Here is a 17,055-nt window from a genome sequence, read left to right on the forward strand (position 1 = left end):
GCCTGCGAGCCCGAAAATGAGGCGAGTGAAATAAATCGGCGCATAAGAAAACAAGCTCTTATTCGAACTTATTCAAAGACAGAGAGATCAACGAGAAGGGAACGACAAGGCGCTAAGACTCTTAGGGCAATCAGGCCTAGCCCGCAGGGTGACGCCTAAGACAACGATAGGAGTCGTGATAAAGACACGTTTAAAGTGTTTGTCTTTAAAATGAGAACAGGCTCAGATGTGTGAACAAAACTCTCGCGTTTCATGTAGACCAATATTGGAAGTTAAGTCCGCGCCAAGGTTCTTTAAAATGGCTACTCATCAAATCAAAGCTAATGGGCGTAATAAAAAAGCGAAAACGTACTTATTGTGCATTCAAATAATGGATCATATTAACAGTGTCAATCATACCCACATAGTCTCCAGAATCGTTGATGACAACCCAAGGCAAAGGAATATGGTTCCGAATTTTCTCATGGATTTCGCTCGCGTTTATTGTTTCGTGAACACAGGTAATCAATGGTTCCATCATCGCACTCACCACTTTATCCAAAGAACGATACTCTTGCATCGTTTCTCGGTCAGTGCCGAGTGTGGGCGTAGCATGGAGATTGTATTTTTCCTTGGTTAGGACGCCCACACACTGCTTATCAATGATTACGGGTAAAACATGAACCGAATTACGGTCAAATAAGGCTTTGACCTCTCTTAAGGTGTGAGTGGGAGATAACAAAGGAGGAGTAGTAAATAACACCACGTCTTGAATTTCTGGCTCGACCAAGTCACGGAGCTCCTCTCTATCGTTGATTTCAGCTGAGAGGAGTTTAACTGGTAGGGGTTTTGCGAAATAAAACCCTTGTAAATAGTCCACTTTAAGGTCTTTTAATATATTAACTTCTTTAATACTTTCAACACCTTCAGCCACCACTTCTACTCCTAAAGTATGAGCAAGTTGCGTAATCATTTTAACGATGTAGTAATTATGAGAGCCGAAAACGAGATTAATAATAAAATCCCGGTCGATTTTAAGTACATCGAAGTTACCATCTTTCAAGTAGGAGAAAGAAGAATATCCAGTACCAAAGTCATCAATAGCTATCTTTACCCCTTTTTTACGTAGCTCAAACAGCAGATCACTGTTCTTGTTTTCATTGCTAAAGTAGGCTGACTCTGTGAGCTCTACGGTAACATAAGGGAGATGCTTACGATGTTTTCTGAAAAGCGACATCAAGTCTTTGAAGAGGGACTTCACTGGTTTATCTGAGTTCAAAGACACATTAATGGTGATCTCGACTTCATTGCCATATAGTTTAACCAGTTGATTTCGTTGCTCCATGGCTTTATCTGCTACGGCCAAATCTAACTCAGAAACGAGACCCATATCTTCTGCAATCTGTATCATTTCCTGAGTCTCTAGGTGCTCGCCTTAGCTGTCTGTAAATCGACACAATGCTTCGAGTTTACAGACTTTAAAACTTTTGGTTGAAATAATAGGTTGAAAGAAAACCTGCATAGCCTTTGCCTTAACCGAATACCTCACTATTTCTTCTAACACCTCGCGTCGTTTGACTTTCTCATGAAGGTTTCGGTTATAAAAGCATATGTTATTATTAGAAGTATGCCTTTCATACATCGCTTGTAAAGAGTGAGATATCATCTTGTGTGCATTATTCGCATCCAATCCAAGTACTGATACACCAATAGTGCCTCCCATACTTCGTTGATATACTTCTTTGTCCATTCTTGTTTTGATTTTCTTAAAGCGTTCTCGAATCGCTTCGAAGATAGAAAGCGAGTGAGGTTTAGCTTTGTCATGCTTATAAATGATGGCAATTGTAAACACAGTCTTTTTAATAAAGCCTGCCGTACAGTCACTTTCATGGTACGCGAGCGCGCTTGCAAGTTGTTTTTTTTCATCAAACTCCAATGTTTCATCAAACTTTGGTACAAAGGACAGTAGTAACATCCCTTCGCTATCTTTTAGTTCAGCCTGTCCATTTTGTACCTTAGCCAAAAATTCTTCTTCACCGGGCAGTTGAGTCAATAACTCAATACCGCCATGTTCAATACCAGCAACGCGGTAGAGTTTACTCGATAAATCTAAGGTAACCCCCAAGTAATAGGTGTTGCCTTTTAGAGACTCTAACTTCTGGATGAGTAGCTCTTGAGGCTTGACGTTCCCGGATTTGGCTTTACTTAAAATGAGACCGCTCCAATAATCGTGTTGGATAATTTCCTTCCACATGTTGCTAAAGAACGGTGCTCCGTGCTTGCCAGCATTGAAAATAGACGTCTTTTTACCAAGAAGCTCCTCTACTTTATAACCGGTTGATTTCTCAAAGTAACTATTGTAGGCAACAATACGGGTGTGTTTGTCCGTCACCACAATAACGTGATGGTGATTTTCAAATATTTGATAAAAAAAGGACGATAAGTCTTGTTGAGTTGGAGACAAGAGCATAGGCATTATCATACCTGCGATCAGATTTTCAGTGATTTTTTTTACGGATACTAAACTCAGGTTAACGTTAGAGCCTCGCGTGACTATGAATGCTTTAATGGGATCTGGCTCCTCCCCTCTTTTTACTTGTAAGAGCATCTCAGAGACTCGGGCTTTATTAGAAGGTGAAAACAGATCTAGAAAATGTTCGATAGCAGTCACGGTGCATGTGACCCCCAAGACTTCTTGTAGATCACATGCATCGATAGTTAAATTATTGGTATTCACTTGCCACGTAAAAGAAATCTCCCTTTTTTGATGAAATTGGACAAATTCATTTTTAACTAACTGCATAGTTGAGGCCCATGTGGTTAACGGTTTACTACTTAAAACTATAGAAGATTTTTAACTATTTTCCTTTTAATTTAAGGATATGGTGTTATTCATGAACGTGGCAGGTTGATTATTGAAGAGTACAAACAAGGCAGTCATAGAGCGTTAAACATCTTAGCGAACAACGGAAATAAATATGATACTTATCACAAATTTTCATGAGCGATTATTAGTCACGAAATAGTTAAATAAGCTTGACGTTTTCTCTCCTATTGCTGTCCACTGACGTAACTTCATATTCATTAAAGCTAGGCGAAAACAGTTGTTTGTGTGCATCTCAATACATTTGGGCTAGCAAAGTTAGAGCTTAATACCCACGCTCCTAATGAAACATTAAAACAAGGTTCGTAGACATTGGTTTCATTGACATTAAATTCAGCCAGTTGAGGAAACCAACTAGAGTTAATTTGCATGAGTCCAAAATCACGACTGGTTACTTGACCTTTTTTATTTTGGTTTTCGTTATAAGCATTAGGATCAAGACTACTTTCAACTTGTGCTATCGATCGCAGCAAATCTGGATCAACATTATAATGTTGTCCTGCTTCATCAAAACAAAACGAATACCCGACACTTGGAAATACCGACAATAATAAGATTAGTTTTTTCATAAGCTAAAAAATGGAGTCCAAAGGAACTCCATTATATCGCGTGAATTGACGTCATCAATATTCATTAGGGAGTAAATCGTAGTGCAACTACGATCACGCTCGGTAATTATCCAGACTTGTTCATTACAAATGGTGTAACTGGATAAAACCCGCTCGCCTGTCTTGGTGGCTTCGTCATTGGTAAGTTTATCTTCAACACAGACATTTCCCCAATCACCATTTTGGTGACGATGTAAGTAAATCGATAAATTCACACCAATATTGTTGTTTAGCAGTTCAGCAATGCCTTGTGTACAAACAACTTTGCCAAGATCAAACGGCACAGCCGTACAAACATAATTTTTTCCTTTTTTTTCTTCGTTACCTGATGTAACATTTTTAATGTTCATTTTATTTACCCCTGTATTTAAATTGAATTTGCCTTGATATTTGATACAGCAAATATCAAGGCGCTTTACTTTTAGCGTTTAATAAACGTCTTCCGTTTTACGAATGTGATTAAACACCTCATACACTTCATCGTAAGAAATGCCATACCCTTCGAGCTTTTCGACACAATCACAAATGTCATTGGTATAGAAACACTCGTGATTGAATAGCTCACGGCGAATGATCGCTTTTTTACCATTCTCTTCGATGTCTTTGGCGATCCCTTCTTGAGCAATAGAATCTAAACGGGTCATTAATTGCTTCGCATTATCAACAGGGCAAATTAAACCCATACCTAACGACGCATATTTCACGCCCTCTTTTTTTCTCCATCGAACTACTTATTAGACAAAGCAAAGAACGCCCCCGCCTCATTAAATGCTTGCGTTTGTTTGGCTTGAATATAGTGAGAGAGATATTTCATGGCTTACTCCTTACGTTAATACAAAAATATCCCAGTAATTAAAACGGACAACGGTGAAACGAAAAGAGGGATCTTGAAGGAGCTGATACATCCTTAACAATAAAATTGTCAGTTAAGTCCGCTATTTTAAAGTGGTGTAAGATACTCTCCTCAACCTCAGCCTGAGTGGATGGGTAGAACTTAGAATCACGCGAAGTAAATCCCGCAATTTTGAGTTCAGCTAATGTAATGTCGCTACACGGCGTAAGAGAAAAGCCGTGCTCTTCTCCCTCTGTTCGCTGAGGAGTACGCAGTAAAGAGATATCATTTTTTGGTAAGCTTTCGTGCCCAGCGGCGAAACGCTGATCGCTGAGCGTCAATTTAGAGATAGTTGGGGTTGGGTTTTGTTGTGCCATGACAAGTTTCCTTTCTGTTTGAGGATGGTGAACAGTCTGCGAGCGACATCCAGTGATGCGAGTAGAAAGGAAAATCGGCACATAAGAAAACAAGCCCTTACTCGACCTTAATTGAAGCCAGTGAAAGGCAATAAGGAGGCACGACGAAGCACAGCTACGCAGTAGCGGAGGCGTTGGGTGATTACTTAATGTCAGATAACAGTGCCATAAGTTATCGCGAGAGGAGGTGTACTTGAACCCTGAAAAGTGTGCAGCGCAATCATTCATGTTATTAAATTGTAAAAAAGACGACAGCTTGCTTGAAAAACAGCGTATGCAGATGATCTTCATCAAAACCTATCGTCTCTATCTCAACACCAAATAAACTTCGCAGTAACTACGGCATAACCTTTCGTAAGTAGCTGCACATACCAGGATTCAGGATTTTCCGAGGATACTTAGCTACCCAAACTACGTGATATTTCGTGTAATAAACACTGTAGGGCGATGGATAATATTGCATTTATCCATCGTACCGCCTCCAAAAGCATTCATCCAAGGGTAAACCCGTGGTTTTCTGTATATACAGAATAAAATTAAAAATAATATCTAGTCATCAAATTTAAACTTGTCATTGCATTAAATTTGTCCATTTGATGATTGATGCTAGCCCCAAGTGATAGCATGGGCGAAAAATCATAAACTATAGCCCCACCAATTACACCACCAAAATGATTTTCTTCTAACTTGTGACTCAAAAGTACTTCACTTAGTTCTTCGCCATTTACATTCTGATTGTCAGTTTTTCTAGATTTTGCACGATATTGATTATATGTGACGCCGGTTTTAAGTCTAGCACTCCATTGGCCATCTAATGCGAGCGTATACACTGAAGATAATTCTACTTGCTTAACGTTCATAGATGCATCCCACTCTTTATCGAAATATAGACCAGGGGTATCAACACTAATATCTTTCCGGGACTCACTTATTTTATATTGGCTATAGCTGAGTTCCGCGGCCCATTTTTCATTGAATGAAAATCCAGACGTTGCACTAACAATACCATAATCAAACTCAGGTTTTAAAGTGACGCCATCAGAAAAGTTTGCGTTGAATTGACTCTTGTGAAAACTAAACCCATATTCCAGGCCTATATAAGGTGAAGCTAACGATGTTAATGGAGCCAGAAAAATGGCAATTAATAATAATTTTTGCATAATAACCTACACAATTTAAATTAAAACCTATAACCTTAAAATTTAAAAAAATTCTTACCTTCGACTTGGGTAATATATAATTTCGCTTGGATAAATAAGGTCAATTGAATTTCTTTTTAGCGCTAGTTGCGGATTAGATAATATTAATTCATGTAATGGAACACCTAACTTACGTGAAATAAATGTAAGATTATCACCTTTTATCACGGAATATTTTTTATAATACGTATTTTTTACGCGTTTATCACCATCAAAATTTTTGATACTTGTTGTCGGACGAGATAGAACAATAAAATCATCCTTAACATTATCAACTTGAATTGGATTTATTTCAAACTTATAATTTATTGACAACAGTAATGAATATATATTGTCATTTATATCCGAAATTAAGGTTTGATAACCAGCATCAACATACCAATCCTTGTGAAACTCAAAATGGATACCAACATTGATTCCTGGATAGATTTCTTTATTAAGATAATTAACTCCTGCGCCCACATAATAAGAGGCATAATCACTTAAAGGAAATACCCTACTAGATCTTAAAAAATAATTGTCAGGATTAAATTCGTTACTACTATTAAGTTTTGACAGTCCCGTTTCTACCAAAAATCTGTCTTGATATATATAGCCGAAAGAAACCTCATAACCATGATATTCATCATACCCTTCACCTGATTCAATTAAGCTTCCAGCATAACCAATGCCAAACTTAATGTTATCGTTAACAGTAACATTATCTTCTTGAGAAAACACTTTACTCGTTACAAGAATAGAAAACATCAAAAAGACTGCTCGATTATATTTTCTCATTATCTATATCTCTGGTTCAATTGCAAAGTTGACAGTATCCATATATTCTCCAGAAGTTAGAGTTGTACCATCTACATCTATATAGCCAAATGCTAAATTAAATATAATTGGATCATTTATTAGAGAGACACCACTCCCGATAGTGACCCATTGATTTAAAATCGTACCACTATCATTAACCAACACTTTATTTTCATTTCGATTAGCACCACAACCTTTACAGTGAATATAATATGGTATTTTAATATTGACATTATTAGTGTTTTCTAAAAAGTAATTATTATCTAAAAGAGATAATCGAATACCATTACTAAAATAACCATCAACTTTAACTTGAACAGCAGCTTCATTACTCGACACAAGTCGACTAGTTGGGTAATAAATAGGTTGTAAAACCACGTTTTCTGGAATCAAATCAACATTAGTAATCCAAACTGGATCATAATCTATTACAATAATAATGACGTCACTGAACTGACGGTAAGTTAGTGTCGACCCGATATAATAAGGTACTTTAATTGAAACAGGCACGGATGCTGAGTAAACACCTTGATTAGAACCATCTAATGCACCTAGAAGCTCAGCATTATCAATAGAAATGATTGGTCGATACAAAACGAATGGCACGGATAATATATCATTATCTATACGGATATTTGATACACAATTATCTCCCCGAACATCTATAACAGATCCAGAAATAAGTTGAGAGTTACAACCACTACCAATTCCAGAAGAAACTTTTGAGCTTGCAATACCAATAGTGTTGTATTGCATCCCCGTCACAGAAAAACTAGAAACTTCAATTGAATCACTGCCGTTTAAAGTCGAATAGCCAAAAAATTTAATTCCTTTCGCAGGAGGGACTACAAACGTGCTTGGCACCCAACTTTTTACCGTAGGCAATCCCAATGAACTGGCTTCATGCCAATTAGAGATCACCTTTTCATCCGCGGAAATATCGACAGCGTTTTCCCATTGAATGCCGTTAGCACCAACTTTAACTCGATATTCTATTTTTGCCTGTGCTACTGAACTTGAAAAAATAACAATTTGAAAAAAAATTAGATAGAATAACTTCATTGTTAATCCTTAAACTCATCGTTTATATTTAATTTACCATGTTTATTAAATGAATTGTCATAGGATGCAACATCAACAGTAATTTCTTTGTTTTCTATTTCAGATGGTAATTGAAAGACCTTCGTTCGGCCTGCAATTACAATATATCTAACAAAACAACCAGAATACATTTTATCATTATCACAACTATTAACAGAAACATATATTAGAGTGTTACTTTTATTTTCAACTACTAAATTATCATCTGTACGATTAATTTTGTATTTTATATCTGGTTTGTCTGTTGGAATAATAAAAACTGGAGAAAAACCATAATTAAGTTGCATAGCGGAACTCATATCAGAGCTATCGCCCGGATCTCGATACGGCGATGGCATAAATGTCACGAAAAACATTAAATCTCGGGAACTATCACATGTCACATTGTAACAAAGACTTCTAATACCTACATTGTTTGACTCACCAGAATGGAGAACTAGCTTATTTTGAGTTGTACTAATTTTCCAGTTTTCTACATTATTAGCGTTATAGGGCGTTTTAATAAAATCAGATCCGTCTTCGTTTACATGAAATTCATCAATATTCGCCGAAATAAACAAAGGCAAGTCACTAGTATTTGTTAATGTTAACAATCCATTCTTTTTTTCGTCTGCAATAATAAACATTTTATCCACAACTAACCCTGACGCTTGGGCCAAAGATAAAAATTGACAAAATACAAAAATCAATACAGAACTTACTTTTAAAAATCTCATATTTGACCTCTTAAATTATTGTTTCGCCACTGGAAAAAAAATATTGTTAATATATTTTCTTTTAGCATTTTCTTTTAATTTCTCTACTGAATCTATATGATTTACGAGCAAATCCGTCATTTTTACTCTATTGTTGGCTATATAAACAGCGTTTAACTGACCAACTGGTTTAGTGATAATATGATAACTATAATTCTCTAACTGTTTAATTATGCCGCTTTGCTCTAATTCTGCATTAGTAAATAATCCGACATAAATCGCTTCATAACCTCTCCCATCAACATTTACAGCAAATACGCCGTCCGTATCCGTTGGCAAACAATAATTCTTACCAAAGTTCATATATACATTATGTTCATTTCTAGGTATAAAACACTCATTCCCATCACTGACTAATCTAAAATCAAACCCTTCTAAAACAGTGACACGATAAACACCATCGATAAGTTGAACAACCGATATACATCCGTCGCCTAAGCATTCTACGTTAGAGACGAAGTTATTATTAATATTATTAAAGCCACTAATAAATGAAACCGTTTTATGTACTTGTGGAACAAATTTTAAAACTTTACCTGGCGTAGAAAAAAACATCGCATTTTTATCTCCGGTATTGTTTAATCCAACACTCTCAGCATCAAAATTCACTCGATATTGACTATAGCTCGAGAGCGGGATGATATTAAGCGAATCCGTTGTGGATTTCTTAACTAGATTACGCCCATCCTGATTAACCGTCACAAAACCGTTTACTTCTTTATCGATTAAATTCTTATTTTTCTCTTTAATATCCAATGCTAAATAAGATGAAGCCGATTTTGATGAAATATATAGTTCATCAGAAAATATTTGTGTAGAAGATATAGTACCCGTTGCCCCAATAGTACCGTCACTGTTTGCATAAAGCGAACCACCAAAATGTGCTTTATCACCAATACCATTAGCCGTAATCATACCTGTTTGAGAAACTGTGCCTTGGCGCCTGTCATACAAATTACTTATATTTAATGAACTATTAATCAGGTCAGACTCTAATAAATCAGCTTTATTTAGCGTATTAGAGAAGCGATTAGCTGAACTCTTGTCACCCATTACCGACGATATCAAATCGACAGTATCAGATAATGGTAAAGTCCACATTATCGAAAAAGAACCCTCTTCAAAGTCACTATCAGTTTGAACAGTGATATCGAATGACGAACGGCTAAAAGAACCAAATCTATAACCTAACAATACATCATCATAAATACGCTCACCTTGTTCCAAGTTTTCATCTTTACTTAACGTATACACAGCATATAAAGAAGAACCATTATCAAATCTGTAGTTAGATGACCAAAACAACTTTTCATAACTTGATGAATTATAGAGATAAGTAGATAAATATCCTCCTTCACTGTTCATTTTTTCATAATTTAGACTACCCCAATTGGATGAAAACGTCGTGTTCAAAAAATGACCATCGCTAAAAACATGACTATTTAAGACTATATCAGCATCGAAAGACCCAAGTGAATACTGCATGCCAACTTCAAATGCGGCTTCATCTTCAATTACTTTCGTACCAAGGCCTATAAGTAATCTAGGTAATAATTGATAACTAAGACGCCCTTGAACAAACGCTTTGCTTTCTATTTCTTGACCGTTTTCATACTCAATTGTTGAAATTCCATTGCCCGATGACGTTTTTCCAGCTGAAATTAAATAATCAAATTGCCCCTGAGTTAGGCTATCTTCAATACTATTAAAGATGAAGTAAACACCCTGATTTACCGGAGCTCCCCCTGTACGCAAAACCAACTCAACTTCATAACGTCCTGATGGCAATTCATTGTAACTAATAGAATTTTGACCTTGTTCAACATTTCCTTGATATATAATTCGACCATCTCGAATAAGCTCAACATCGCCGCTTTGAGCCGAATAAAAGTTAAACTGTTTATTCGCATTACTCCCGCCGACTATCATATTTTTTGATGAACCTAGAAAAAATGAAGTTTGTGGCATAATTGAACTAGAACCAGAGAGAAAGTCAGTGGAGTTTACTTTCGGCAAGTATTGAAAATAACCGGTTTTTATGAGCTTGTCATCCCAGTCTAAATTATAAGAAATATCATACAAAGTAAGATCGTTTTCTTTATTACTATTTCCAAAACCAACATTAGTGCCAACATTAGATGTGATATACCCATAAGGTAAACCCGCAACCAACTGATCATTAATCGACACAGATGTATCTTGATCCAAATATGATGAAAAATACATATTTACGTTATTTACAATCCCAGAATGCTCGCTATAAGCTGAGTGATAAGAAATCGAATCCGGACCTTTTCCTAAATCTAAAACTTTAGGGTGAACAAACAAATATAATTCTTTATCTCTATTATTGAAAACAAACTCGAAAATTTCAGGATATAATACACACTCAGTAATATACCCGCGACATGAACTTTGGTTAGAAACTCCATCCGACAATGCTTGGATTATTTCATCTACATATTTGGCATCAATACGATTATCGTTTAAAAAGTCACGAATCTTAGAATGACTTTCTACAGTTGTCAGCTTAACTGTTTGATAATTAGACACAAGCAAAATAGGATCTGTAAAGCTACCATCTAAATTTCTAAGTTTTATTTCGTTAATACTATTTCTAAAGAATTCATCAAAACCACTAGGTATGTTATTTTTCAAAGAGCTTGCTTCAACCAATGCAGGAAGTAAACAAATTGCTATCATCGCTTTTATTTTGACAAGTCGAAATAACATATCATAAACCTATAGTAACAGAAAAAGAGAGGCTACCAGCACATTCAGTGTTCATTGCACTACCACTAGGCATCGCTTGTGCAATATCCGATATTGTTAAAAAGCTCAATTCAACCTTGTGCGTATTCTTTTTAACCAATAGCCCATTAGATAGCGAATCTGTTTCAGCGAAATCATCAACTACAACTGAACCATTCGAACTTCCGACTCCAACAAACTGATAATTATCACTGCCAGAACCAACGTTGTTAATTAACGTGGAAACAAATATAGGATTTGCTGATTGTGTAGCTGAAAAATCAACGGCGTCATTTAAAAAGTTATTATTTATACAGTGAGCGTCATTCTGAACTAACTCAATTGAATAAGGAACATCAATACTAACATCTGGCACATTAGCAATACCTGAAGGAATATCTGTCTCTATAATTAAATGCACATCTTCTCTTTCAAAACCGCTCTTATCCGCCAATAATTTCAAATTGATTTTATTTGGGACAATAGAAACTCCAGTGATTGATTCTGTATACAAATTATAAATTTCAATTTTTGTAGTAACATCTGTGCTACCTCTGAAATATTTTGTTTTTGCAAAGCAATTAGCACTCAACAAAATCAAGCACATTATATAAACCAGATATCTCATTATTTTTTTCTATAATAAAAATAGCACAAGAGTTTACGTACTCTTGTACTATTAACACAATCACACGATCACACGATCAACAATATCATTGACTAGAGACCTAATATCTTAAGCGGCTGTCGCCGATAAATTTACTTCCACAACAATATCACGACCGGCTACTACACTTGGATCCAGTGCTTGCTGATTACTAACTTTAACACCAATTCGATTAAATGATGTATCACTGTAACTCGCGCCTTTGCTTACATTTTCACCATTAATAGACACGACAATAGGAAGCGCACCACCTGTTTGTGCTTGCAAGTCAACACCATCAATATCAGCAACTACATTATCAAGCGTCCAAGTAACAGTACCGCCAGACCAAAGATCACCAGCTACAGGACTTGTAGCGTCTCCACTATTCGCACGCATTTCCAATACAATATGCTCAGAATCAAATGTTGCATTAGGTTGAATATCTAAAAACGCCCCTTTAAATGCATCAGCAGATGTAGAACCATTATTACCAGTAATCATGTAATCATTATCAGCCAAATTCGCTCCAACTTGACCATTCCATGTTAATACAGCTGTAGCATCGGCAAATGCAACTTGGCTAGTCAAAGCACTCATAATAACTAACGATAATGCAGTAATTTTTTTCATTTTACTTTTCCTTTTCCTTTCTTTTTCAAATAAAAACGTTTTGCTTGCATTTAAATAAACTAAAAATAATTCAAAAATAAAATATTACAACCAAAACTAAAACTAAAACTAAAACTAAAACTAAAAAAAGCCTCAATTTGTAAACGTATTTTACATTAAATAACGCGCATCTAGTTAGCAGATGGAATTTTATCCCACCACAAATGCTAACCTGGAAATATTTACGTCTGTAGGGATATGTCCCTTATCGATCAAGCTCCCTTAGAGGGCTAAATATGCAAGACCTCTCGAAAAGCGGAAACCAGAATATTTTCTTAAAAAACGAGCACTAGCTCTCTGGCTAAGCAACTTAAGCACTTATAGGTCCTTAAAAAGGATGTACCAGCATCTGAGTGGTGACTCTGGTTAATTAACTGATGATGCTAAATCTTCCGCGCTTTTTATTTACCGCATATAGTGGGAAAGGTATAGACAAAGATTGTATAGATTGGCGTTAAAGTCGCTTGGTCGAAAATTAGGTATACGGCAATTTCAAGTAGATATTACAAGTTAGAGGGAAACCATGCCAACATATCAATGATTTATTGTATTGACAAAAAAGATCAATACGCCTTAATAAATCTCCTCGAATACGAAAAGGGGTAGGAAATAAAATTTTGGGGCGAGGACAGTTTTTAGACAAGGACTGCTGGAATGAAAAAATTAATTTAACGATATGTACGACATAAAGGTAAACAGGACATAGAGTATGATCGCCAATTCCAGTTATTGAATACCTAACAGCATGGATACCATTTTTTAGAGAATTATGAGGAAAACCCACCTTCTAAGAAGGCGGGCATTTATAATCTAAAAAGATTGGCCACAGAGAAAAGTACTAGTATCTGTTTTCCAAGTAAAGGACTCAGAATTATTACTCATATTATATAAGTACCGTTCGCTACCACTCTTCTCGTTCCACACCCCATAGTATGTGCCATAAGGCTTGCCATCATCGTTTAACTGATTTACAAACATGTCATGAATTTCTTTAGCTACACCAGCGTTATAAATTTGCTCTGAGGTTCCAAGGCTTAAAGCAGCCCAATCAGAATCTCTTCCGCCCCAATCTTCACCTTGTACACTTGCTACATTTCCACAAAACCATTTCGACCCCGACCAATTTAATTCGCTCCTAGAAGGAAATGAAATTCTCATGTTGTTAGATGATACATAAAATGAGTTGTACAACGTTAATGTAACAGTGTCACTTGTAATCCCATTTAATTTGGCAACAAAGTCCAAACTTCCACTTCTTGTATATCCAACGCCAACCGTTACTTGCGCCCCGTTTATGGTCAAACTACTGTCGTATCCAGAAGAAGTTTTAGACCATGATACTGTATCAGATATGTCTGCGGTGGTTCCGTCTGAGTACGTACCAATTGCGGTTAACTTTTCAGTTTCTAACCTACTCATTCGCCATGAATCTGGCGAAGCATTTATACTAACAAGAGAAGGACCTGTCACGGAAATTTTCGTGCTACTAGACAATGTACCTGTACCATAACGCGCATTACACTCAGCAGTGATGTTAACGTCGCCTAATTCGCTGGATGCATTTGTTGAGACTTTACCATTGACATCCACAGTTGCTCGGTTTGAGTTTGAAGATGCCCAAGTACACCCACTGACGGTTTGAGATGAGGCATCACTATATGTACCAATAACAGTGAGATCCACGCTAGTACCTCTGGGTAAGATGTGGTGACTTGGCGTTAGTGTAACAGACATCAAATAGGGTTCTGCTATTATGACACTTTTACATATAGACAGCCCATTCAACCAAGCTTTAATTGGCTGACCGTATCCACAATCATTGGGATTTCTATTAACTGCATGACCAGTAAATTGGTTGAATGACGTACTTGATTGATTAACGTAGCTACTATCATATTCCCAGTTTTGTTGTTCAATCATTGATGTTACATCACGTGACACACCATCTGTAAATATACCCATAACAGTGAAATAAAACGGACGGCCTATAGCAAATTCATTCGCTACTAAGTGCGAGGTACTATCTTTCGTTACGATACTTTCTAGGTTGACCAGGACAGCTTCAACAATGGTCACTTTTTGTGGGTTAGACTCGACACCGTCAATCATCCAATAGATCTCAAAAGTTCCTTGATTTACACTTGACTTTAACGTCCAATTTGAACCGTCATATGTAATATCATCAACATAATAGTGAGACCCCGTACCAGTATATTCGGATTTATCAATCATCCATGTAATGCTCGCTTCATCACTGACTAGGGAACTCGAATTATCACTGTACTCTATTTGTCCATCAAGAGTAATCGTTGAACCTTGCGGTACCGTACTCGAAGACACGGATAGCGTACCATTTGTAACTACAGCAGTTGTAACTTCAATATCAATAATATTAGACCGCAATGGGTCTTTATTAGCATTATATTGACCATATAAATCTGTGTTACCAATAGTATGTGCGATAAATCCAAAGCTATCTTGAGTCAAAAGCTGACTACTTTGTACGAACGTGGTCAATGACTTATCGAATAAAAGCATGTCATTCTCTACCGAACCGTCGTTAAAATAGCCGGTCAGCGTTGTATTAATTGACTTGCCATTTGGCACGGAAATGGAAGTAGTACCAGAGCGTAACTTGGCTGATAATTGTAAACTCACTAACATACGATCTGTCGCATCACTTTTCTCGACACATGCAGGATAGTAACTGATATCCGAAAGAGGGTTATCTAACGTTGTTATATCTATAGTATACGCACCAGCTGAAATATCGAGAATTTTAATGTCTCCAGAAATACGGTCTAAAACTAAATATTCACTATTTTGGGGCCAAAGTGCTGTGTTTAACCAACCTCTATCTACTAGTGATTTTAGTTCTTCACTTGTTGCTAACTCTGCACTTAGTTGAGAGCAATATTCAATAACGCTATCGCTATATAATCCAGCTACAGAGTAATTTATTCCAGATACACGAGTGGTGATTGATTCGTCAAAGGTATAACTATTTGCTATTGCGACGTTTAAAGTCTTTGGTGCGTAAAACAATGTATTGGATTGTTCGTCAGTTACATCAACCCAAGGAGCCATATCATTTTCATCCAACACGGTTACACTAATATGGCCAATTTGATAACTACCTTTATGATCACTGACGGCATAAGTGACGAAATGGACATTTTGGGTTGATGCTTTAAATGTAAATTTAGTATTAGTTAAATTATTTTGATTTGCGCCATCAATGCTTGTTTGAGGGGCAGTTAATGATTTCACATAAATAAGTTGAATATCGTCCCCATCCAATGAATTCACATAGGGGCTAACGTCGATTTCAATGCCATTAATCGCGTCCTTAAGAGGGACATAAGTTTTGCCGTTTAAACCATAAATGGCATTGGGAGTTAACAACTCAATCCCTTGGTTCGCATTTTCAGCGACTGCAATGTCTATAACACCACTATATGCTTGACCAGCAGAGTCATCAATATAGCTGTACATTAGTCTGTCAATACCGCTGGTCCCTGGAGCTGGTATATATTCAATAAGGTGATTTGTAACATCAACGTTAACTAAAGAGCCTTTGGTATAAGGCTGCGTGATTGAAGGAGAGAGCGTCCAATTAGACACATCGGTTCCAACTAAGCTTAATTCATTAATTAGATTAATTTGAATTGGTTCGTAGTTATAGTCTGGATCTGTTGTTGTGTTTACTTCATTGATTTTTGCAACATGCGAAAGTGCTGGCAGTTGAAACATGTCGCCATCACTCACAACAACGCGCACCATACCACTACTATGTTCGTTTACATCTGTTTGATTGTTAGCAATAACAGCATACGCGTAATCACAAACTGTAGCTTGCTTACGGTTAATCGTAAAAGACTGCTGTTCGATGGAGATAGGGCTGCATGATGAATTACTATTTATAACGGACACGTCAGACAGCCTAAAGACATTCTCAGATTGATTAGCTAATACAATAGTGGATAAATCTACAATATATCCACTATCATTAATTTCAGTTTTAAGCAACGCATCTTGAGCAACGACTTCCACTATGGAATCTTGTGGAGAAGATGGTTCCTCCTCGCCTGTACCACACCCATTTAATGCAAGTGTAACAAGACCAATAGAAATAACTTTTGAATTATATAACAATCTATGTTTGCCTTTTCTCATTCTAACATGACCAATTTAATGTTTGATTTATTTACATCTATGAACGATTAATCATAGATAAATTGTTTACAAAGGCCGAGATGTTACATGTAGAAAATTAGTTGCAATCCTAATATTGCTTTTACTGATAACATTCAACCATTGTTTGAAATATAAAGGACAAAAAAAAAAGCACAGCAGAAATATAAAAACATTGAAAATTTAAGACTTTTCCTACACGGAAGGATGGACCTTCGCT

Annotated in this window: 12 protein-coding genes and 4 pseudogenes; 1 reads left to right on the forward strand and 15 read right to left on the reverse strand. The window is 36.4% G+C overall.

Annotated features, from left to right (window positions below; all coding sequences use genetic code 11):
- Positions 1-352: 352 nt before the first annotated feature.
- From SJY39_RS12535 to SJY39_RS12565, 7 genes and pseudogenes are all read right to left on the reverse strand, one after another.
- The gene (locus SJY39_RS12535; RefSeq protein WP_372050199.1) at positions 353-559 is read right to left on the reverse strand and encodes a hypothetical protein; all 207 of its coding nucleotides are present in this window, start codon (positions 557-559) and stop codon (positions 353-355) included.
- Positions 560-622: 63 nt separating this feature from the next.
- Positions 623-1,393 (reverse strand): annotated as a pseudogene (locus tag SJY39_RS12540) (EAL domain-containing protein); the annotation flags it as partial.
- A 21-nt stretch (positions 1,394-1,414) separates the two neighbouring features.
- On the reverse strand, positions 1,415-2,782 hold the full coding sequence (locus SJY39_RS12545; RefSeq protein WP_102333035.1) for a PAS domain S-box protein: 1,368 nt from the start codon (positions 2,780-2,782) through the stop codon (positions 1,415-1,417).
- A 329-nt stretch (positions 2,783-3,111) separates the two neighbouring features.
- A pseudogene (locus SJY39_RS12550) lies at positions 3,112-3,432 on the reverse strand (lytic transglycosylase domain-containing protein); the annotation flags it as partial.
- A 54-nt stretch (positions 3,433-3,486) separates the two neighbouring features.
- Positions 3,487-3,821, reverse strand: a pseudogene (locus tag SJY39_RS12555) (type I restriction endonuclease subunit M).
- 78 nt (positions 3,822-3,899) lie between these two features.
- Positions 3,900-4,285 (reverse strand): annotated as a pseudogene (locus SJY39_RS12560) (hypothetical protein).
- 38 nt (positions 4,286-4,323) lie between these two features.
- Positions 4,324-4,680, reverse strand: a complete 357-nt coding sequence (locus SJY39_RS12565) for a hypothetical protein (protein WP_102333141.1) — start codon at positions 4,678-4,680, stop codon at positions 4,324-4,326.
- A gap of 232 nt (positions 4,681-4,912) precedes the next feature.
- Between SJY39_RS12565 and SJY39_RS12570 the strand changes: the two genes are divergently transcribed.
- On the forward strand, positions 4,913-5,044 hold the full coding sequence (locus SJY39_RS12570) for a hypothetical protein (protein WP_372275336.1): 132 nt from the start codon (positions 4,913-4,915) through the stop codon (positions 5,042-5,044).
- A gap of 211 nt (positions 5,045-5,255) precedes the next feature.
- Here the strand turns inward: SJY39_RS12570 and SJY39_RS12575 are convergent, their stop codons facing one another.
- From SJY39_RS12575 to SJY39_RS12610, 8 genes are all read right to left on the reverse strand, one after another.
- Positions 5,256-5,879, reverse strand: a complete 624-nt coding sequence (locus SJY39_RS12575; protein WP_102333142.1) for an AcfA family outer membrane beta-barrel protein — start codon at positions 5,877-5,879, stop codon at positions 5,256-5,258.
- Positions 5,880-5,933: 54 nt separating this feature from the next.
- The gene (locus tag SJY39_RS12580) at positions 5,934-6,695 is read right to left on the reverse strand and encodes a hypothetical protein (protein WP_102333143.1); all 762 of its coding nucleotides are present in this window, start codon (positions 6,693-6,695) and stop codon (positions 5,934-5,936) included.
- A 3-nt stretch (positions 6,696-6,698) separates the two neighbouring features.
- Positions 6,699-7,778: a hypothetical protein gene (locus SJY39_RS12585; RefSeq protein ID WP_102333144.1), complete on the reverse strand. Its 1,080-nt coding sequence runs from the start codon at positions 7,776-7,778 to the stop codon at positions 6,699-6,701.
- A gap of 2 nt (positions 7,779-7,780) precedes the next feature.
- Entirely contained in the window at positions 7,781-8,533 is a 753-nt protein-coding gene (locus SJY39_RS12590) for a hypothetical protein (protein WP_102333145.1), read from the reverse strand.
- 15 nt (positions 8,534-8,548) lie between these two features.
- Positions 8,549-11,305, reverse strand: a complete 2,757-nt coding sequence (locus SJY39_RS12595) for a CS1-pili formation C-terminal domain-containing protein (RefSeq protein ID WP_102333146.1) — start codon at positions 11,303-11,305, stop codon at positions 8,549-8,551.
- 1 nt (position 11,306) lies between these two features.
- Complete coding sequence (locus SJY39_RS12600; protein WP_102333147.1) at positions 11,307-11,951, reverse strand: hypothetical protein; 645 nt, start codon at positions 11,949-11,951, stop codon at positions 11,307-11,309.
- A gap of 108 nt (positions 11,952-12,059) precedes the next feature.
- Positions 12,060-12,602, reverse strand: a complete 543-nt coding sequence (locus SJY39_RS12605) for a hypothetical protein (RefSeq protein WP_102333148.1) — start codon at positions 12,600-12,602, stop codon at positions 12,060-12,062.
- Positions 12,603-13,451: 849 nt separating this feature from the next.
- Entirely contained in the window at positions 13,452-16,817 is a 3,366-nt protein-coding gene (locus SJY39_RS12610; RefSeq protein WP_390241985.1) for an Ig-like domain-containing protein, read from the reverse strand.
- Positions 16,818-17,055: the final 238 nt, after the last annotated feature.

It is taken from the genome of Vibrio sp. R78045, from assembly GCF_042466085.1.
Taxonomy (GTDB): domain Bacteria; phylum Pseudomonadota; class Gammaproteobacteria; order Enterobacterales; family Vibrionaceae; genus Vibrio; species Vibrio cyclitrophicus.